20 protein-coding genes are annotated in these 18,055 nt (G+C 65.5%); 8 read left to right on the forward strand and 12 right to left on the reverse strand.

The window, feature by feature from the left end:
• From WBB14_RS26230 to fusA, 4 genes are all read left to right on the forward strand, one after another.
• Nucleotides 1-1,186 (forward strand): PLP-dependent aminotransferase family protein (locus WBB14_RS26230; protein WP_424242356.1); only part of this gene is annotated, 1,186 nt, incomplete at its 5' end.
• Between the two features lie 38 nt (nt 1,187-1,224).
• Nucleotides 1,225-1,569 carry a TIGR01244 family sulfur transferase gene (locus tag WBB14_RS26235; protein WP_042796377.1) on the forward strand — a complete coding sequence of 115 codons (345 nt, stop codon included), beginning with the start codon at nt 1,225-1,227 and terminating at the stop codon, nt 1,567-1,569.
• A gap of 100 nt (nt 1,570-1,669) precedes the next feature.
• Nucleotides 1,670-2,134: a universal stress protein gene (locus WBB14_RS26240; protein WP_013391481.1), complete on the forward strand. Its 465-nt coding sequence runs from the start codon at nt 1,670-1,672 to the stop codon at nt 2,132-2,134.
• Nucleotides 2,135-2,404: 270 nt separating this feature from the next.
• Nucleotides 2,405-4,516: an elongation factor G gene (gene fusA / locus WBB14_RS26245; RefSeq protein ID WP_424242357.1), complete on the forward strand. Its 2,112-nt coding sequence runs from the start codon at nt 2,405-2,407 to the stop codon at nt 4,514-4,516.
• Nucleotides 4,517-4,541: 25 nt separating this feature from the next.
• Here fusA and WBB14_RS26250 read toward each other — a convergent pair whose 3' ends face one another.
• Complete coding sequence (locus tag WBB14_RS26250) at nt 4,542-5,498, reverse strand: DMT family transporter (RefSeq protein ID WP_424242358.1); 957 nt, start codon at nt 5,496-5,498, stop codon at nt 4,542-4,544.
• Nucleotides 5,499-5,742: 244 nt separating this feature from the next.
• Here WBB14_RS26250 and WBB14_RS26255 point away from each other — a divergent pair, with 244 nt between their 5' ends.
• Nucleotides 5,743-6,213 carry an Lrp/AsnC family transcriptional regulator gene (locus WBB14_RS26255; RefSeq protein ID WP_088138347.1) on the forward strand — a complete coding sequence of 157 codons (471 nt, stop codon included), beginning with the start codon at nt 5,743-5,745 and terminating at the stop codon, nt 6,211-6,213.
• Between the two features lie 73 nt (nt 6,214-6,286).
• Here the strand turns inward: WBB14_RS26255 and WBB14_RS26260 are convergent, their stop codons facing one another.
• Nucleotides 6,287-7,096 (reverse strand): alpha/beta fold hydrolase, encoded by an 810-nt coding sequence (locus tag WBB14_RS26260; protein ID WP_424242359.1) that lies wholly within the window; start codon nt 7,094-7,096, stop codon nt 6,287-6,289.
• A 128-nt stretch (nt 7,097-7,224) separates the two neighbouring features.
• Here WBB14_RS26260 and WBB14_RS26265 point away from each other — a divergent pair, with 128 nt between their 5' ends.
• Nucleotides 7,225-7,722 (forward strand): YbaK/EbsC family protein, encoded by a 498-nt coding sequence (locus WBB14_RS26265; protein WP_424242360.1) that lies wholly within the window; start codon nt 7,225-7,227, stop codon nt 7,720-7,722.
• A gap of 16 nt (nt 7,723-7,738) precedes the next feature.
• Here the strand turns inward: WBB14_RS26265 and WBB14_RS26270 are convergent, their stop codons facing one another.
• The 10 genes from WBB14_RS26270 to WBB14_RS26315 form a co-directional block, all read right to left on the reverse strand.
• Nucleotides 7,739-8,548, reverse strand: a complete 810-nt coding sequence (locus WBB14_RS26270; RefSeq protein WP_424242361.1) for an ABC transporter ATP-binding protein — start codon at nt 8,546-8,548, stop codon at nt 7,739-7,741.
• Nucleotides 8,545-9,588: a FecCD family ABC transporter permease gene (locus tag WBB14_RS26275; RefSeq protein WP_424242362.1), complete on the reverse strand. Its 1,044-nt coding sequence runs from the start codon at nt 9,586-9,588 to the stop codon at nt 8,545-8,547. Before WBB14_RS26275 ends, WBB14_RS26270 begins: the two co-directional genes overlap by 4 nt.
• Nucleotides 9,588-10,277 carry a tol-pal system protein YbgF gene (ybgF, locus tag WBB14_RS26280; RefSeq protein ID WP_173144061.1) on the reverse strand — a complete coding sequence of 230 codons (690 nt, stop codon included), beginning with the start codon at nt 10,275-10,277 and terminating at the stop codon, nt 9,588-9,590. The genes WBB14_RS26275 and ybgF overlap by 1 nt, the downstream gene beginning before the upstream one ends.
• Before the next feature lie 87 nt (nt 10,278-10,364).
• On the reverse strand, nt 10,365-10,865 hold the full coding sequence (pal, locus tag WBB14_RS26285) for a peptidoglycan-associated lipoprotein Pal (RefSeq protein WP_088138352.1): 501 nt from the start codon (nt 10,863-10,865) through the stop codon (nt 10,365-10,367).
• Nucleotides 10,866-10,896: 31 nt separating this feature from the next.
• Nucleotides 10,897-12,219 carry a Tol-Pal system beta propeller repeat protein TolB gene (gene tolB / locus WBB14_RS26290; RefSeq protein ID WP_424242380.1) on the reverse strand — a complete coding sequence of 441 codons (1,323 nt, stop codon included), beginning with the start codon at nt 12,217-12,219 and terminating at the stop codon, nt 10,897-10,899.
• Between the two features lie 16 nt (nt 12,220-12,235).
• The gene (gene tolA, locus WBB14_RS26295) at nt 12,236-13,351 is read right to left on the reverse strand and encodes a cell envelope integrity protein TolA (RefSeq protein ID WP_424242363.1); all 1,116 of its coding nucleotides are present in this window, start codon (nt 13,349-13,351) and stop codon (nt 12,236-12,238) included.
• Nucleotides 13,352-13,390: 39 nt separating this feature from the next.
• Nucleotides 13,391-13,849, reverse strand: a complete 459-nt coding sequence (locus WBB14_RS26300) for an ExbD/TolR family protein (RefSeq protein ID WP_041652194.1) — start codon at nt 13,847-13,849, stop codon at nt 13,391-13,393.
• Nucleotides 13,849-14,529: a protein TolQ gene (tolQ, locus tag WBB14_RS26305; RefSeq protein ID WP_054458511.1), complete on the reverse strand. Its 681-nt coding sequence runs from the start codon at nt 14,527-14,529 to the stop codon at nt 13,849-13,851. Before tolQ ends, WBB14_RS26300 begins: the two co-directional genes overlap by 1 nt.
• A gap of 2 nt (nt 14,530-14,531) precedes the next feature.
• Nucleotides 14,532-14,954, reverse strand: a complete 423-nt coding sequence (gene ybgC / locus WBB14_RS26310; protein ID WP_424242364.1) for a tol-pal system-associated acyl-CoA thioesterase — start codon at nt 14,952-14,954, stop codon at nt 14,532-14,534.
• A 53-nt stretch (nt 14,955-15,007) separates the two neighbouring features.
• The gene (locus WBB14_RS26315) at nt 15,008-16,735 is read right to left on the reverse strand and encodes a proline--tRNA ligase (RefSeq protein WP_424242365.1); all 1,728 of its coding nucleotides are present in this window, start codon (nt 16,733-16,735) and stop codon (nt 15,008-15,010) included.
• Between the two features lie 65 nt (nt 16,736-16,800).
• Between WBB14_RS26315 and WBB14_RS26320 the strand changes: the two genes are divergently transcribed.
• Together WBB14_RS26320 and WBB14_RS26325 are read left to right on the forward strand one after the other, a co-directional pair.
• Nucleotides 16,801-17,373 (forward strand): RNA pyrophosphohydrolase, encoded by a 573-nt coding sequence (locus WBB14_RS26320; RefSeq protein WP_013391497.1) that lies wholly within the window; start codon nt 16,801-16,803, stop codon nt 17,371-17,373.
• Nucleotides 17,354-18,040: a response regulator gene (locus tag WBB14_RS26325; protein ID WP_056327910.1), complete on the forward strand. Its 687-nt coding sequence runs from the start codon at nt 17,354-17,356 to the stop codon at nt 18,038-18,040. Before WBB14_RS26320 ends, WBB14_RS26325 begins: the two co-directional genes overlap by 20 nt.
• Nucleotides 18,041-18,055 lie beyond the last annotated feature (15 nt).

The following is an 18,055-nucleotide window of genomic DNA, read 5'->3' on the forward strand; positions in this document are numbered from 1 at the left end:
GTTGGCGGCGGTCGCCAGCGCGGCGCCCGTGGCGCTGACGCCGCCGGCCCGCATCGACGTCGCCTGGCTGCTGCGCAGCATGTTCCGCGACTCCAACCCTTCAGGCATGCCGGGCGGCGCAGGGCTGCTGCCGGCGGATTGGCTGGATCCGGAGATGGTGGCGGGGGCAGTGCGCGCCGTGGGGCGCTCGGTGCGCGGACACCTGGTCAGCTATGGCCATCCCCAGGGCTTTGCGCCGCTGCGCCAGCAGATCGCCGCCTTCCTGCAGAACGACGGCGTGCCGGCGCACCCGGAACTCAATCTGCTGACCACCAACGGCGTCACGCACGGGCTGGATCTGATCGCGCGGCACCTGGTCAAGCCGGGCGACACCGTGCTGGTCGAAGATCCCGCGTGGTTCGTGATTTTCGGCCGCCTGGCCGCCTTCGGCGCGCGCCTGATCGGCGTGCCGCGCGGCCCGGACGGTCCCGATACAGCGCTGCTCGAACAGTTGGCGGCCCAGCACAAGCCCAAGCTCTTCATCATCAACAGCTCGGTGCACAACCCTACCGGCCACAGGCTGTCGGCCGGCGTCGCCTACGACGTTCTGCGCATCGCCGAACGCCACGATTTCCTGGTGGTCGAGGACGATACCTACGGCGAACTGCACCCCGGCGGCGCCATGAAGCTGGCCGCGCTGGACGGCCTGAAGCGGGTGATCCTGGTGGGCGGCTATTCCAAGATGCTGGCGGCCAGCCTGCGCGTGGGCTATCTGGCCGCGAATCCCGACATCCTGCAGAAGCTGGCGGACCTGAAAATGCTGGCTGGCCTGACCTCGCCCGAACTGGGCGAGCGGGTCATCCACCGCGTGCTGATGGAAGGGCAGTACCGCCGCCACATCGAGCGCGTGCGCTTGCGGGTGGACGACGCCCGCCAGCGTTGCCTGAAAGGGCTGCTGAAGCTGGGGCTGACCGTGCACCACGAGCCGCATGCGGGGATGTTCGTCTGGGCCGACTACGGCCGCGATACCGAGGCGCTGGCGCGCGTGGCGGCTGATCACGGCATGCTGCTGGCGCCGGGCACGCTGTTTTCGCCGTCACAGGCGCCGTCGACCATGCTGCGCTTTTCGGTCACGATCGTCGATCATCGTGGCGTCTGGGCCGATCTGGAAAAAATCTTCGCGCAAAACGCCTCCAGCAATCAATAATAGAGAGCTATATCGTCGCAGCCATCGAAGGAATCGCCATGTCCGCACCCATCAAGCCCCTGACCCAGAATTTCGCCGTCGCGCCGCAGCTCGGACCGGACGACATGGCGGACGTCGCCGCCGCCGGCTACAAGAGCGTCATCATCAACCGTCCCGATTTCGAAGGCGGCCCGGACCAGCCCACCGCCGCGGACGTGTCCAAGGCTGCGCTGGCCGCTGGCCTGCAGATCGAGTACCAGCCCGTGGTGGGCAGCGCCATGACCGCTGCCGACGTGGTGCGTTTCGCCGAGTTGCTGCGCACCCTGCCGGGCCCGGTCTTGGCGTACTGCCGCACTGGCACGCGCTGCACCAATCTGTTCGCCGCCGCCCAGCAGCTGGGCTGAACGCGCGCTTGACGCGCGTCAAGGCGCGCTGGGTTCGGTTGATGTGAACCTGGCGCGTTTCCGGTAGCATGGAGGTACCTTACAGACAGGAGCAGGCAAGATGTTCAAGAAGATCCTGATTCCCACCGACGGTTCCCCGCTCTCGGCCCAGGCCGCCAACGCCGGTATTTGCTTCGCGCGCTCCGTGGGCGCTGAAGTCGTCGCCCTCTACGTGACCCAGCCTTTCGCTGCCACGATCGGTTTCGACGGCATGGCCGCCGCTTATGCCATCACCGACGAAGACTACGAAAAGGCCTCCGCCGAGCAGGCCGACAAGTACCTCAAGCAGATCACCGATCGCGCCGACACCGCCGGCGTGAAGTCCGAATCGCGCGCCGTGTCCAACTTCAACGTGGCCGACGGCATCGTGCAAGCCGCCGCCGACGCCGGTTGCGACCTGATCTTCATCGGCAGCCACGGCCGCAGCGGCCTGTCGCGCCTGCTGCTGGGCAGCGTCACCGCCAAGGTCCTGTCGCTGGCCAGCACGGCAGTGCTGGTGTATCGCGTCAAGGAAGAAAAGAAGTAGCCTGCACTGATATGCCCCCGCGGGCAGCCCCAGAGGCTCGCCCCGGGCTGGTGCATGGCGAACGAGCCCCTCCTGTTGGAGGGGCTTTTTTTATCCTTGGCTCTTGCAGGGACTAGGCTTGTTTCTTGCCGCGCCGCGCGTAATATTTACGCATCAGTGCGGGCGCGATTTCGCCATTCTCAAGCACCCTACGCGGCATGGCGCCCGCCGCGGCAAGGCCCGGTCGGGCTTGCCGTCTTCGCCCGGTAGTTCACTGCAAGGGAAGAGGCCATGACTCGCAAGACGCGTATCGAGCTATACCGCAATATCGGCATCAGCGCCCATATCGACGCGGGCAAAACGACCACCACCGAGCGCATCCTCTTCTACACCGGCATCACCCACAAGATCGGCGAAGTGCACGACGGCGCCGCCGTGATGGACTGGATGGAGCAGGAGCAGGAGCGCGGCATCACCATCACGTCGGCCGCCACCACCGCCTTCTGGAAGGGCATGGCGGGCAATTACCCCGAACACCGCATCAACATCATCGACACGCCGGGCCACGTCGACTTCACCATCGAGGTCGAGCGCTCCATGCGCGTGCTGGACGGCGCGGTCATGGTCTACGACGCCGTGGGCGGCGTGCAGCCGCAGTCCGAAACCGTCTGGCGCCAGGCCAACAAGTACAAAGTGCCGCGCCTGGCCTTCGTCAACAAGATGGACCGGGTCGGTGCCGACTTCCTGCGGGTGCAGCGCCAGATCGCCGAACGGCTGAACGGCGATGCCGTGCCCATCCAGCTGCCGGTGGGCGCGGAAGACCATTTCGAAGGCGTGATCGACCTGGTCAAGATGAAGGCCATCATCTGGGACGAGGCCAGCCAGGGTGTGCGTTTCGAGTACCGCGACATTCCAGCGGCAATGCAGGAGCAGGCGCAGGAATGGCACGACAAGATGGTGGAGAAGGCCGCCGAGGCCAATGAAACCCTGCTGGAAAAATACCTGTCGGGCGAACCGCTGACCGAGGACGAGATCAAGCAGGGCCTGCGCATGCGCACGGTCGCCAACGAAATCGTGCCCATGCTCTGTGGCAGCGCCTTCAAAAACAAGGGCGTGCAGGCTATGCTGGACGCGGTCATCGACTACATGCCTTCGCCAGTGGACGTGCCTGCCATCAGGGGCCACGACGTGCGCGACCATGAAATCGAACGCCATCCCACCGATAACGAGCCGTTCTCGGCCCTGGCCTTCAAGATCATGACGGACCCGTTCGTCGGCCAGCTGGTGTTCTTCCGCGTCTATTCGGGCGTGGTGAAATCGGGCGACTCCGTCTTCAATCCCATCAAGGAAAGAAAGGAAAGGCTGGGGCGCATCCTGCAGATGCATGCCAACGAGCGGCGCGAGATCACCGAGGTCTACGCGGGCGACATCGCCGCGGCCGTGGGCATCAAGGACGTCACCACGGGCGACACGCTGACCGATCCGGCCCACATCATCATCCTGGAACGCATGGTGTTTCCGGAGCCTGTCATTTCCCAGGCCGTGGAGCCCAAGACCAAGGCCGACCAGGAAAAAATGGGCATCGCGCTGGGCCGCCTGGCGCAAGAGGACCCGTCCTTCCGCGTGCGCACCGACGAGGAATCCGGGCAGACCATCATCTCCGGCATGGGCGAGCTGCACCTGGAAATCCTGGTCGACCGCATGAAGCGCGAGTTCGGCGTCGAGGCCACCGTGGGCAAGCCCCAGGTCGCGTACCGCGAGACCATCCGCAAGACCTGCAACGAGGTCGAAGGCAAGTTCGTCAAGCAATCGGGCGGACGCGGCCAGTACGGCCACGTGGTGCTCAAGCTGGAGCCGCAGGAGCCCGGCAAGGGCTACGAGTTCGTCGATGCCATCAAGGGCGGCGTGGTGCCGCGCGAATTCATTCCAGCGGTCGACAAGGGCATACGCGAAGCCCTGAACGCGGGCGTGCTGGCGGGCTACCCCGTGGTGGACGTGAAGGCGACGTTGTTCTTCGGGTCCTACCACGACGTGGACTCGAACGAGAACGCCTTCAAGATGGCGGGCTCGATGGCCTTCAAGGAAGGCATGCGCCGTGCGGATCCGGTGCTGCTGGAACCCATGATGCACGTCGAAGTGGAGACGCCCGAGGACTTCACCGGCAACGTCATGGGCGACCTGTCGTCGCGGCGCGGCATGGTCCAGGGCATGGAGGACATCGCCGGGGGCAGCGGCAAGCTGGTGCGGGCCGAAGTGCCGCTGGCCGAGATGTTCGGCTATTCCACGTCGCTGCGTTCGCTGACCCAGGGGCGCGCGACCTACAGCATGGAATTCAAGCACTATGCCGAGGCGCCGCGCCAGGTGGCGCAGGAAGTGATGGCTGCCCAGGGCGCGGGCCGCTGAGCCGGCGTCGCGGGTGTTGCGCTTGTCAGGCGGGGGCGGCGGCCGTGGCCGCCGCCGCGCGCATGCGCGACGAGGCCAGTTTCACGCCCAGCAGGATCATCACGAAGCCGTAGGCATGGAACAGCTGCGGGGTTTCGCCCAGCAGCGGCCAGGCCAGCAGCGCGGCATAGACCGGCACCAGGAACATCGACAGCCCCGCCGTGGCCGGGCCGGCCTGGCTGATCAGGCGGCCATACACGTAATACGCGCCTAGGCTGGGCACCACCGCCAGAAACAGCAGTACTGCCGCCAGGCGCGGATCACCCCAGGGTGGCGTGGCGCCGGCCGCGGCCTCGATGGCGGCGAAGGGCGCCAGCGCCAGCACGCCGCCCAGCATCAGGGTCGCCAGCCGGGCGCTGTCCGGCACCGCCGGCAGGCTCAGGCGCTTTTGCAGCACGGTGTAGAAAGCCCAGCCGGTGGCGGCCAGCAGCACCCAGAGGTCGCCCTGGCCGAAAGCCAGCCGGGCCAGCGCCTGGGCGTCGCCGCGCGCCAGTACCACCAGCACGCCGCCCAGCGCCAGCGCCAGGCCCGCGCCGCGCAGGGCGGACAGCGGCTTGCGCCAGATGACGGCTTCCAGCAGCGCCACCAGGATGGGGCTGCACGAAAAGATCAGGGCGATATTGGTCGCACTGGTGCTCTGGGCGCCGATGTATTGCGGCGCCACCGCTACGCCCATGCCCAGCACTGCCAGCGGCGCCAGCGACGGCAAGGCGCGCCACAGTGTCTTGCGGTGCGCGCGCAGGGCGGGCGCGGCCAGCGGCAACAGGATCAGCAGGGCGATCAGCCAGCGGCCGAAAGCCAGGAAGACGGGTGGAAGGTTGGCGTCATGAGCCCAGCGGGCGGCCACCATGTTGGAAGCGAATAGCGCCGGAGCGGCGAAAAGCATGGCGGTGCCGGAGAGGCCCAGGCCGGTTCTTGCGGGTGCTGCTGCTGCGAGAGACATGGTTTCCTGCCGCGCGGATCGGCGCGCGGCGTGCTGCGTTGAGACTGCCGGGGCCTGCGCCGGGTTGTGCCGCAGCGTGGACGCCGAAATCGAACGGCCGGGATAGGTGGCCGCCTTGCAGGAAAGTCTACGGGCAGGAAAGCAAAATAGGTTTCCTGATTCACGCCTTATTGGCGAAATTTGGAAAATATCTGTCTTGTAGAATTCGTTTTTTAAGAGATATTCTCTTCAGATCAAGCCCGCCATGTCCACACCCCCCAAGATCGACGAAACCGACCGCAAGATCCTGCGCGCCTTGCGTGCGGACGGACGCCTCACCAATCTGAAGCTGGCCGAACAGGTCGGGCTATCGCCCACGCCCTGCTGGAACAGGGTCAAGGCGCTGGAAGAGGCGGGTGTGATCGAGGGCTACGCGGCCCTGCTGAACCAGAAGGCGCTGGGCTTGCCGGACACCGTCATGATCGAGGTGACGCTGGAACATCACGACGACGATACTTTGGCGCGTTTCGGCGAAGAGATCACGCGGCTGCCGGAAGTGGTCGAGGCCTTTCTCGTGACGGGCGAGTACGACTATTTGATCAAGGTGGCGGTGGCGGGCACCGAAGGCTACGAGGAATTCCTGCGCAAGCGGCTATATAAGCTGCGCGGCGTACGGCACAGCCGCTCCACCTTCGTATTGCGGCGCTTGAAGCACACGCCTTCGGTCGAGCCCTAGCCCAGGCGCTCCGTCGGCCGAGACCACGCTGTCGCGCTTACGGCCGCACTCCGGCGCGTAGCCGGACGCTGGCTCAGCCCGCGATGAATGTCTCGATGGCGCCGTTGAAGGCGCGGGGATTGCCCAGGTTCATGCCGTGCGACGATCCCGTGATCGTCACGCGTTGCGCTTGCGGCAGCCACTGCGACAGGGCGTCCAGCACGGCCGGGTAGGGCGTGGGGCTGAGCGCGCCGCCGATCAGCAGGGTCGGCAGCTTCAGCGTGCCGATCTGCGCCGGCGTCAGCGCTGCGGGCTTTTCCCCGGCCTGGCCGAACAGCGTGCCGACGTTGTCGCGCACCATCTCCTTGAACCACGGCACCATGCGCTGCCAGGTGTCGGGTCCGGTCACGGTATCGACGAACAGCGCCAGGCCGGTTTCGATCTCGCCGTCGCGGATGAGGGCCAGGGCGCGCTGGCGAAAGCCGCCGCGCAGGTCGTCGTCGCCTGGCAGGGGCAGGCCGGGGTCGGCCAGGGTCAGGCTGCGCAGCGCGTCGGGTTGCTGCAGCGCCGCTTCCAGCGCCACCCGGCCGCCGCGGGAATGGCCCACCAGATGCGCCGGGCCGCCCGCCACGGTATCGATGAACTCCAACACGTCGCCGGCATGCTGCTCGATGGAAAAGCCTTCGCCTTCGCCGTCCCAGCTCTCGGGCCAGTAGCGGCGCAGGCATACCGCCAGCACGCGGAACGACTTGCCCAGCGGCGCCATCTGCGACTTCCAGTAGCGGCAGTCGGACAGGGAGCCATGCACCAGTACCAGGGGCGTGCCGCTGCCGTACTCGGTATAGGACATGGCATAGCCGCCGATCAGCGCGGTTTGCAGGGGCAGGACGGGTTCGGAACGCATGGGTGTCGTATGGGAAAGCCAGGCCCGCATTCTAGCCCGCTGGCGTCCGCCGGCGGCGCTGATAAACTCGTTTCCGACCTGCCGGCGCGCTGCCCGCGCCGGCTTCCTACCCCAACGGAGCCGTCCCGATGTCCCCTGAGTCGCTTGCCGCCTTGCCCGAATCCGCCCAGCGCGTCGCCCGCCTGCTGCGGGAGCTGGGGCATGACAAACCCGTGGTCGTCCTGCCCCAAACCGGCAAGACATCGGCGGAAGCGGCGGCGGGGCTGGGCTGCGAAGTCGCGCAGATCGCCAAGTCCATCATCTTCCGGCGCGCCACCGACGACGCTCCGGTGCTGATCATCGCCAGCGGCGCGAACCGCGTCGACGAGGCCAAGGTGGCCTCGCAAGTGGGTGCGCTGGCCAAGGCGGACGCGAAGTTCGTGCGCGACATGACCGGTTATGCGATTGGCGGCGTGTGCCCCATCGGCCATGCGGTCAAGCCGGTGATGCTGTTGGACGCGGACCTGTTCAACTACGACAGCCTGTGGGCCGCCGCCGGGCATCCGCATGCGGTGTTCAATCTGACGCCGCGGCAACTGGCGGACATGACTGGCGCGCCAGTCGTGGATGTGGCCCTGCGCACCTGACACCACGCCCGCACGATCAGTGCGGATGCGCTTCCAGCCCGTCGATCAGCACCTGGCGCAGGCCGCGCGAGCAAGCCTCCACGCGCCCTGCCACCCCGTAAACCGCAGCCAGCGAGGCCGGCGTGATCACGTCCGCCGGCAAGCCCGCGGCATGCAGTCTGCCGTCATGGATCATGACGGCGCGGTCGGCATGCTGGAGCGCCACGTTGAGGTCATGCAGCACGATGATGCTGATCAGACCGTGTTCCCGGGTCTCCTGCCGCAGCAGCCGCATGACGTGGAACTGGTAGTTCAGGTCCAGCGCCGACAGCGGCTCGTCCAGCAGCAGCACGCGGGGATGTCGGATCAATGCCTGCGCCAGTCCCACCAGTTGCTTCTGTCCGCCGGATAGCGAATCCAGGTACTGCAAGGCCAGATGGGCGATGCCCAGCCGCTCCAGCAGCCGGTCTATGGCTTGCATGTCCACAGGCGTGGCCAGGCCGTCGCCGGCCTTGGCCGCCACCAGCACGGACTCGAACACCCGCAGGTGCACGGCGGCAGGGAGACCCTGGGGCAGGTAGACGACATGACGGGCGCGCTCGCCGAAACTCTGGCGGATCAGGTCCCGTCCATCTAGCGTCACGTCGCCTGTGCGCACGCGGATCAGGCCGGCCAGCGCCTTGAGCAGGGTGGACTTGCCGCTGCCGTTGGGGCCGAGCAGGGCGGTCACCTGGCCGGTAGCCAGTTCGGGTATCGACAGCCCATGCAACACGTCCGCGCGGCCATAGCCGGCCGTCAGGCCGTGCACGGTCAGCGCCGACGAGGGGCCGGTCTGGGGCGCGGTCATGGCATTTGCCGGCGCAGCACGACCGACGCGAAGAAGGGTATGCCGACCAGAGAGGTCACGATGCCGATCGGCACGATCACGCCAGGCATGAGATTCTTGGAAGCGATCGACGCCAGCGACAGGATCACGGCGCCCACCAGCGCGCTGCCCGGCAGGAAAAACCGGTGATCCTCGCCAAACAGCCGCCGCGCAATATGCGGCGCGACCAGTCCTATGAAGCCTATGGTGCCGACAAAGGCCACCGCCAGCGCCGACAGCAGGCTGACCCGGGCCAGCGCCGCGACGCGCAAGCGGCGCACGTCCACGCCGAAGCTCGCGGCGCGGTCTTCGCCCAACCGCAGCGCGGTCAGTTTCCAGGATTGGCGCATGGCCAGCGGCAGCGCCAGGGCGAAGGCCGCCGTCAGCACGGCCACGGTGGTCCAGCTGGAGCGCGACAGGCTGCCCATGGTCCAGAACACCAGGTTCTGCAGCGCCTCGGCGCTGGCCATGAACTGCACCAGCGACACCAGAGCATTGAAGGTGAACAGCATGGCAATGCCGAACAGCACCACGCCCGAGGTGTTCATGCCGGCCCAGCGGGTCACGGCATCCAGCATCAATGCCGCCAGCAAGGCGAACAGAAAGGCGTTGCCCGCCACCAGCCAGGCGGCGGGTATGCCAGGCACGCCCAGCTGCAGCACGATGGCCAGCGAGGCGCCGAAGGCGGCGGCCGAAGACACGCCCAGCGTGAACGGGCTGGCCAGCGGGTTGTTCAGGATGGTCTGCATTTCGGCGCCCGCCATCCCCAGCGCCATGCCGACCAGCGCGGCCATCAGTGCGGAGGGCAGGCGGATGTCCCACACGATCACGCGAGAGGTCGGATCGGCCGCCGCGGGGGCGGTGAGTGTCTGCCAGAGTTCACGCCAGGGCAGGCCCGAGGGGCCCACGGTGAAATCGATCAGCAGTGCAATGAAAAGCGCCGCCAGCAGCAGGGCGATAAGCCCTGCCCGGCGGCGCAGGATCTGCCGATAGGCGGCAACCGCGCTGGCGGTTGGCGGCATTACTGCAGCAGCTGCAGACGGCTCTTGGCCGTGCTCGCGGCCGGCGTGGTCGGGTAGTCGCGGACGATGCGTTGCAGCGTGGTCTTGGCGCCGGCGCGGTTGTTCATTTCGATCTGGCTGCCGGCGATGACCAGCAGGGCGTCCGGCGCGCGCGCGTTGTCCGGGGCCTTCTGCACCATGGCGTTCAGTTGTTCGATGGCGCCCTTGAAGTCCTTCAGCGCGTAGCGGCTGCTGCCCAGGTAGAACTGGGCGCTGGGCGCGAGCTGGCTGGCGGGGTACAGGGCGGTGAACGCGGCCAGCGATTCGGACGCTTCCTTGTACTGACCCTTGCGGAACAGGTCGATCGCGCCATCATAGGCCGCCTGTTCCTGGGGATCGCCGGCGGAGGCTCCCGGAGGATTGGCGCTGCCCGCGGCGCCGCCCGGCTTGGCCGAGGGCTGCTGGCGCGATACCAGCTCCAGCTGGTCGCGCAATTGGGCGACTTCCTGTTGCAAGGCCTGGATCTGGTCGGCCAGTTGCAGCTTGGCGCGCTGGCTTTGTTCGTTCTGTTGCTGCACCTGTTGGCGCAAATCCAGGATGGCCCGGCGGGCTTCATCGTCGGAAAAAGCGTGGGCGGGCGCCGCCAGGGTCGCCAGCACCAAGCCGGTGGCCGCAATCAGAGGACGCAGGGACAGAACGTTATCGCGCATGAAAATTCCCGGGGTATAAAAACAAACGTCGGGACGGCCGGTTGACCGTCCCGACGCGTGGTAGGGCTCTAGACTATACGAAAAAGCTTAGCGGCGATAAACGATATCGGCGCGGCGGTTTTCCGCAAAGTCGGCTTCCGACGTACCCGTCGACTTCGGCTTTTCTTTACCGAAGCTGATGGTTTCGATCTGGTTGTCGCTGACGCCCAGCAGGGTCATCATGCGGCGCACGGCGTCGGCACGGCGCTGGCCCAGGGCCAGGTTGTATTCGGCGCCGCCGCGCTCGTCGGTGTTGCCTTCGATCTTGATGGTCTGCTGCTGATGCGAGGCCAGGTACTTGGCGTGGGTTTCGACCAAGCTGCGGTACTGGTCCGACACCGTGTAGCTGTCGAAGTCAAAGTACACCGAGCGCTGTTGCGCCAGGATGCTTTGGGGGTTGAAGGGATCAAGGATCTGGCCAGAGGCCGAGGATCCTTGGCCAGCGCCTCCGCCCTGACCCGCTTTATCGTCGAGAGGGACGGAGCTGCAAGCTGCCAGGGTGGCAGCTAGAGCGGCGATGGTTAGGCTTTTGGCAATGCGCGACTTCATGATAGTTCCTTTGCAAAGAGAGTCACACGTGTTATCGGGTAAATGGGCCCCAAGTCGGTTCACGTATTTCCCCATTCAGTACCGAAAGCGTCTGCCGTACGCGGCCATCGCTCGACACACCAGCAAGCACGCTACGTCCATTTTGGATGGCGGCGTAGAGGACTTGCATTCCATTCGGCGCAAAACTCGGGGACTGATCGTCACGACCATCAGTCAGCAAGGTCTCGGAGCCTGAGGACAGGTTCAGCGATGCGATACGAAACGCGCCGTCGCGTCTTGCAACGTACAGTAGCGTCGATCCATCGGGGGAAATTCGGGGTGATATGTTGTAACCACCATTAAACGTGAGGCGGCGTGCTTCGCCACCACTCGAGCCGGTCTGATAGATTTGCGGCCCGCCGCTGCGGTCACTCGTAAAGATAATGGAAGCACCGTCTGGCGTAAAGCTCGGTTCGGTGTCAATCCCGGGAGAACGCGTAACTCGCGTCGGATTGGAGCCGTCGGTCGCGCCAACGATGTAAATTTGCGACAAACCATCACGGGTCAAAGCCACCGCCAGCTTGCTTCCATCAGGAGACCAGCCAGGTGCGCTGTTGTTGCCCTTGAAGTTGGCGACAGGCGAACGGGCGCTGGTTGCCAGATTGTGGACATAGACGACAGGTTTGCCGGATTCGAAGCTCACATAGGCGAGCTTGGTACCATCGGGCGACCAGGACGGCGAAATGATGGGCTCGCGCGAACGCAGGGCCACCTGGGGGTTCTGGCCGTCGGCGTCTGCGACCTGCAGCTCGTAGGTAGCGCCTTTCTTCAGCACGTACGCGATACGGGTCGAGAACACGCCCTTAACGCCGGTGATCTTTTCGTAAATGCGGTCGGCGATCTGGTGCGCGACACGGCGCAGTTCCTGCTCGGTGCCCGAGAACGCCACGCCGTCCAGCTGGCTCTTCTTGACCGTGTCGGCCAGGCGGTAGCGGACGTCGTAGCGGCCATCGGCGCCGCGCGTGATGCTGCCGTAGGCGATGAAATCGGCACCCTTGCCGCGCCAGTCGTCATGGGCGATGGGGGAGTCCACATTCAAGCCGGAACCCGCGGCATTGATGAGGCGGAACTGGCCCGTGCGGGTCAGGTCGGCGCGGATCACTTCGGCCAGGGCGCGGCCATGAGTGTCATCAACCGCGAAATCGGCGATGGCCACGGGGTACTGGGTGGCGCCGGTGCCGGAAATATCGACACGCAGCTGCGCATGGGCGGGCTTGATGGCCATCAGGCAGGCCAGGGTCAGCATCAGCAGCCCGAGTCCATACGATCGCCAGAGAGCGAGGGGGGGTACTCGTCGGCTATAAGCGGGAGTCATATTCATCAATCTCCTGTCAATCATACATTCTGTACACAACGTCAATAATGGGTTCGTAGCGGCCCGTCGAGGGCTTCGGGAAGGGGTTGCAGCGGCGGATGCCGGTCTCGACCGCGCGGTCGAAGCCGACATTGCCCGAAGAACTGGTCAAGGTGACGCCATTGACCTTCCCGTCGGAACCTAACTGTACCCGGTATTGTGCCGTGGGATTTTCCGATCCGCTGCGGGCCGCGGGCGGATATGCCACCCCGGGTTGCACGCAGGCGCGGACCTTGGCGCCATAGCCGCTGTCGCGTCCGCCGCCCGCCTGGTTGCGGTCGGCGGTGCCGCCGGGGATGCCGGCAGCGCCCAGGGCGTCGTTGCGGAAAGCATCCTTCAGCGCCTTGTCGGCGGCTGCCTTCTTGGCGGCTTCTTCCTTGGCCTTTTTCTCGGCCGCGGCCTTTTTCTCGGCGGCAGCCTTCTCGGCGGCGGCTTTTTCAGCTTTTTCCTCGGCGGCCTTGTCGGCGGCAGCCTTTTCGGCAGCGGCCTTCTCCGCCGCCGCCTTCTTGGCGGCGTCGTCCTTGGCCTTCTTTTCCGCGGCAGCCTTTTCAGCCGCGGCCTTCTCGGCAGCAGCCTTGTCCGCGGCCTGGCGTTCCTGCTCCAGGCGCTTCTTTTCCTTCAGTTCGGCCTGCTTGCGCTCTTCCTCGAGGCGCGCCTTTTCCTTGGCGGCTTCGGCGGCCTGGCGCGCCTTTTCTTCCTGTTCGCGCTTCTTCTTGGCTTCTTGCAGCGCGATCTCCGGGTCGACTTCCTCGGTCTTGGGCTGGGCTTCAGGCTCAGGCTTGGGAGGGGGAGGCGGCGGCGGCGGCGGAGGCGGCTCGGGCGCTTTTTCAGGCTCGGGCTTGGGCTCCGGTTTGGGCTGCGGCTTTGGCGGTTCGGGTTGCGGCGTGGGCGGGGGGGAGTCGGGCGAATTGCCGTCAGCCCAGAGCTGCACCTGCACGGGGCCGGGGCTCTCCGAGCGCCAATTCACGCCAAAGATCAGGACGATCAGCAGCAGCACGTGCACCGCCACGGCCAGAATCAATGCCTTCCGGTTGTCGTGGTTGGGCGGGGTGGCCGGGGGGCCGCTGCGGTGTCGGATTATGGGTGGCGTCATGAGCGTTGCATGCCGGCGGCGCCGGCGGAAGGCGTCGCGTTAGCGTTTTTTCGCGGGTGCGGGCTGGGAACCGCCGGCGGACTGGTCCACCAGCAGGCCCAGGCGGGTGATGCCGTTGGTGCGAAGTTCATCCATGACCTTCACGACCGTCTCGTAGGGCACCTTGCCGTCGGCGGCGATGACCACCGGGGTTTCCGCGGTAATGCGCGAACGCACTTGCGCCACCAGCTCGGGGCGCGCGATGTCCTGCATGGTGGCGCCGGGTTCGCGCATGCGCAGGGCGATCTTGCCGTCTTCCGAAATCTGGACTTCCAGCGGCTTGACCGGCACGTCCGAAGCCGCGCCGACCGAGGGCAGCTGGATCAGGCCGGGCGTGATGAGGGGAGCGGTCACCATGAAGATGACCAGCAGCACCAGCATCACGTCGATGTACGGCACCACGTTGATGTCGGCCTTCATGCGGCGGCCGGACCTGCCGCGTGAGCTTACCGAGGGCATTAGCGCACCTGCCGTTGCAGAATGTTCAGGAATTCATCGACGAAGCTGTCGAAACGGATCGAGATGCGATCGATGTCGTTCGTGAAGCGGTTGTAGGCGACCACGGCGGGAATTGCCGCGAACAGGCCGATGGCGGTGGCGATCAGCGCTTCCGCGATGCCAGGGGCCACCGAGGCCAGGGTGGCCTGCTGCATGTTCGACAGGCCGATGAAGGCGTGCATGATCCCCCAGACCGTGCCCAACAGGCCGATGTAAGGGGACACGGAGCCGGCCGAAGCCAGGAAGTTCAGGTGCGATTCCAGCGAATCCATTTCGCGCTGGTAGGCGGCGCGCATGGCACGGCGCGGGCCGTCTAGCAGGGCGGTGGCGTCGCCGGAGGCGTTGCCGCGGCGGGCCTTCAGGAATTCGGTCATGCCCGCATCGAAGATGCGGGCCAGGGCGCCTTGCTCATCGCGGCGCGAGGCCACGGCTTGCTGCAGCATGGACAGGTCGCCGCCCGACCAGAAATCGTCTTCGAAGCGGCGGGTCTGGGCATGGGCCCGCTTGATCGCCAGCCGCTTGGCGAAGATATAGGTCCAGGACATGATCGAAATGCCCAACAGCATCAGCATGATCAGCTGGACCGGCACGCTGGCGTGCGAAATCAGCGAAAGCAACGACATGTCGTTGGTGACTTGCATGGTTATTCCTGAATGAATTCCAGTTTGGCGCGAACGTCAGCCGGCAACTCCGCCGGCCGCATGTGAATGGCATCGACGCAGCAGACTTGGATGTTGCCTTCGGCAAGCAGTTCCCCGTCGCGTTCCGCGCGTTGCGCGAAGTGTATCGAAGCGCGGCCCAGTCGTGTGACTCGGCTGCGTATGGTAAGTAAATCGTCCAACCTGGCCGGCTTGCGGTAGGCCATGTCCAGGGAGCGGACAACGAATATCCGTTGCTCGCTAACCGCCAGGTGGGACTGGTTGACTCCCAGGTCGCGCAGCCATTCGGTGCGTGCGCGCTCCAGGAATTTCAAGTAGTTGGCGTAGAAAACGACTCCGCCTGCATCCGTGTCTTCGTAGTACACACGGACTTGCAGGACGGATTCGGCGGACTTCGGATCGGTCACGATGGATAGCAAAGGGCGGTCGGGACGCGAAAAGTCCGTAGTTACTATAAGGTTTACAGCGTGTCGAGTTTCGTCAGCACGGCTTCAAGCGCGGACTCTACCGGAATCTTGGCCGCTTCGGTTTCCCGACGGGCCTGCAATTCCACCACACCATCGTTCAGGCCGCGTTCTCCAACTGTTACACGCAGCGGCGCGCCGATCAGCTCCCATTCAGCAAACATCACACCCGGGCGGGCATCGCGGTCATCCAGGATGACGTCCACGCCGCGCGCCAGGAGAGATTCGTAGAGCTTTTGCGCGGTGTCACGCACGGTTTCACTTTTGCCCCAGCCGACCGGGCAGATTACCACTTCGAAGGGGGCGATCGCGCGCGGCCAGATGATGCCGCGGGCATCGTGGTTCTGCTCGATGGCCGCGCCCACGATACGGGTCACGCCGATGCCGTAGCAGCCCATTTCCAGGACGGCCGGCTTGCCGGTTTCGTCCAGGAAGGTGGCCTTGAGGGCTTCCGAGTACTTCTTGCCCAGGTAGAAGACGTGGCCGACTTCGATGCCGCGCTGGATCGACAGGGTGCCCTTGCCGTCCGGCGAGGGGTCGCCGGCGACCACGTTGCGCAGGTCGGCCACCAGTTCGGGCTCGGGCAAATCGCGGCCCCAGTTCACGCCCTGGATATGGAAGTCTTCCTTGTTCGCGCCGCAGACGAAATCGGCCATGTTGGCCACGGTGCGGTCGGCGATGACGTGCACCGGACGGACGGTCTTGACCGGGCCCAGGTAGCCGGGCTTGCAGCCAAAGGCTTCGACGATCTCGCTTTCAGTGGCGAAGCGGAAGCCGGCCAGGCCGGGCAGCTTGCCGGCCTTGATTTCATTGAGTTCATGGTCGCCGCGCAGCAGCAGCAGCCAGATGTCGGCGCCCTTTTCACCGTCGGTGGCCAGCACGATGGACTTGATGGTGCGTTCCAGCGGCAGGCCCAACAGCTTGGCTACGTCCTCGCACTTGGCGGCGCCCGGCGTGGGCACGTCGGCCATGGCCTGGGCGGGTTCGGCGCGGGTGGCGTACAGGGCCACGGCCTCGGCCAGCTCGATGTTGGCGGCGTAGTCGGAGTCGGCGTTGTAGACCAGCAGGTCTTCGCCGGTCTCGGCGATCACCTGGAATTCGTGGCTGCGGGTGCCGCCGATCGAGCCCGTGTCAGCGGCCACGGCGCGGAATCCCAGGCCCAGGCGGCCGAAGATGCGCATGTAGGCGTTGAACATGTTGTCGTAGCTGGCCTGCGCGCCGGCTTCGTCACGGTCGAAGGTATAGGCGTCCTTCATGGTGAATTCGCGGCCGCGCATCAGGCCGAAGCGCGGACGGCGCTCGTCCCGGAACTTGGTCTGGATGTGATAGAAGTTCACCGGCAGCTGGCGATAGCTGTGGATTTCGTTGCGCGCGATGTCCGTGATGACTTCCTCGGACGTGGGCTGCAGCACGAAATCGCGCTGGTGCCGGTCCTTGATGCGCAGCAATTCGGCGCCGTACTGCTCCCAGCGGCCCGACTCCTGCCAGAGCTCGGCCGGCTGGACCACCGGCATCAGCAGCTCGATCGCACCCGCGGCGTTCATTTCTTCGCGGACGATGGCTTCGACCTTGCGGATGACTTTCAGCCCCAGGGGCATATAGGTGTAGATGCCGCCCGCTAGCTTGCGGATCATCCCTGCCCGGGTCATCAGCTGGTGGCTGGCGACTTCGGCTTCGGAAGGGGCTTCTTTGAGGGTGTTGATGTGGTAGTTGGATGCGCGCATGTTTAAAGGTGGCAGCAGATACGTATAATCGACCGTAATTGTATTGAATTCGGTGGGGGTGGCCCATGCTTGACCGCGAAGGCTACCGCCCCAATGTCGGCATCATTCTCGTCAACGGTAGAAACGAGGTCTTTTGGGGTAAGCGTATCAGGGAACATGCTTGGCAGTTCCCCCAGGGCGGCATCAAGTACGGCGAAAGCCCGGTGCAGGCCATGTATCGCGAACTCCATGAAGAGGTGGGCTTGAAGCCCGAGCATGTCCGTATTTTGGGGCGTACACGCGATTGGTTACGTTATAACGTGCCCGATCACTTCGTCCGGCGTGAGTGGCGCGGCCACTATAAAGGACAAAAGCAGATTTGGTTCTTGTTGCGCCTGGTCGGACGTGACAGCGATGTGTGCTTGCGTGCGACGCAGCATCCGGAATTCGATGCCTGGCGCTGGAGCCAGTATTGGGTGCCCCTGGATGCCGTGATCGAATTCAAGCGCGATGTCTACACCCAGGCGCTGAACGAGCTGTCGGCTATCCTCTTCCGGCGCCATCACGAAACCCGCTACCTGCGCCAACGGGTGCACGGGCAACGGGCGGCAGACAATCTGCCAGAAGGAACGGACGGTCATGCGCATATTGTTGGTTGAAGACGAACGGGACATGGCGTCCTGGTTGATGCGCGCGCTCGCCCAGAGCGGGTTCGTGCCGGACCATGCGGCTGACGCCCGCACCGCCGAAGCTTTCATGGCGGGCACGGAGTACGACGCCATCGTCATGGACCTGCGCCTGCCCGACAAGCATGGGTTGGTGGTGTTGCGCGAAATGCGCAATCGGGACGACCGCACCCCCGTGTTGCTGCTGACCGCCCAGGGCGCCCTGCAGGATCGCGTGCGCGGCCTGAACCTGGGCGCGGACGATTTCCTGACCAAGCCGTTCGCGCTCGAGGAACTGGAAGCGCGCCTGACGGCGCTGGTGCGCCGCAGCCGCGGCCGCCAGCATCCGCGCCTGCAATGCGGTTCGCTGTCCTACGACAGCGAAAGCCGCGCTTTCACCCTGGACGGCTCGCTGCTGTTCCTGACTCCGCGCGAACATGCCGCCCTGGCCGCGCTGCTGACCCGCAGCGGCTATCCGGTGGACAAGTCCCAACTGTTCGGCAAGGTCTTCACCCATGACAGCGAAGCCAATCCGGACGCCATCGAAGTCGTGCTGCACCGGCTGCGCAAGAAGCTGGCCGGCAGCGACGTGCGCATCGTCACCGTGCGCGGGCTGGGCTATATGCTGGAAAGCGTCGCCAGCGAGTCCGCGGAACCCTGAGTGAGCTTGCGGCTG

Source organism: Achromobacter sp. (genome assembly GCF_049647645.1).
Taxonomy (GTDB): Bacteria; Pseudomonadota; Gammaproteobacteria; order Burkholderiales; family Burkholderiaceae_B; genus Achromobacter.

Bases quoted from the DNA above. Each gene is read 5' to 3' on its own strand.
- WBB14_RS26275 (WP_424242362.1), bottom strand. From the start codon at position 9,588: ATGCCGCCAACCGCCAGCGCGGTTGCCGCCTATCGGCAGATCCTGCGC.
- WBB14_RS26300 (WP_041652194.1), bottom strand. From the start codon at position 13,849: ATGCCCTCGGTAAGCTCACGCGGCAGGTCCGGCCGCCGCATGAAGGCC.
- fusA (WP_424242357.1), top strand. From the start codon at position 2,405: ATGACTCGCAAGACGCGTATCGAGCTATACCGCAATATCGGCATCAGC.
- WBB14_RS26320 (WP_013391497.1), top strand. From the start codon at position 16,801: ATGCTTGACCGCGAAGGCTACCGCCCCAATGTCGGCATCATTCTCGTC.
- tolA (WP_424242363.1), bottom strand. From the start codon at position 13,351: ATGACGCCACCCATAATCCGACACCGCAGCGGCCCCCCGGCCACCCCG.
- WBB14_RS26315 (WP_424242365.1), bottom strand. From the start codon at position 16,735: ATGCGCGCATCCAACTACCACATCAACACCCTCAAAGAAGCCCCTTCC.
- tolB (WP_424242380.1), bottom strand. From the start codon at position 12,219: ATGACTCCCGCTTATAGCCGACGAGTACCCCCCCTCGCTCTCTGGCGA.
- WBB14_RS26250 (WP_424242358.1), bottom strand. From the start codon at position 5,498: ATGTCTCTCGCAGCAGCAGCACCCGCAAGAACCGGCCTGGGCCTCTCC.
- WBB14_RS26325 (WP_056327910.1), top strand. From the start codon at position 17,354: ATGCGCATATTGTTGGTTGAAGACGAACGGGACATGGCGTCCTGGTTG.
- tolQ (WP_054458511.1), bottom strand. From the start codon at position 14,529: ATGCAAGTCACCAACGACATGTCGTTGCTTTCGCTGATTTCGCACGCC.
- WBB14_RS26265 (WP_424242360.1), top strand. From the start codon at position 7,225: ATGTCCCCTGAGTCGCTTGCCGCCTTGCCCGAATCCGCCCAGCGCGTC.
- WBB14_RS26260 (WP_424242359.1), bottom strand. From the start codon at position 7,096: ATGCGTTCCGAACCCGTCCTGCCCCTGCAAACCGCGCTGATCGGCGGC.
- pal (WP_088138352.1), bottom strand. From the start codon at position 10,865: ATGAAGTCGCGCATTGCCAAAAGCCTAACCATCGCCGCTCTAGCTGCC.
- WBB14_RS26235 (WP_042796377.1), top strand. From the start codon at position 1,225: ATGTCCGCACCCATCAAGCCCCTGACCCAGAATTTCGCCGTCGCGCCG.
- WBB14_RS26255 (WP_088138347.1), top strand. From the start codon at position 5,743: ATGTCCACACCCCCCAAGATCGACGAAACCGACCGCAAGATCCTGCGC.
- WBB14_RS26240 (WP_013391481.1), top strand. From the start codon at position 1,670: ATGTTCAAGAAGATCCTGATTCCCACCGACGGTTCCCCGCTCTCGGCC.
- WBB14_RS26270 (WP_424242361.1), bottom strand. From the start codon at position 8,548: ATGACCGCGCCCCAGACCGGCCCCTCGTCGGCGCTGACCGTGCACGGC.
- ybgF (WP_173144061.1), bottom strand. From the start codon at position 10,277: ATGCGCGATAACGTTCTGTCCCTGCGTCCTCTGATTGCGGCCACCGGC.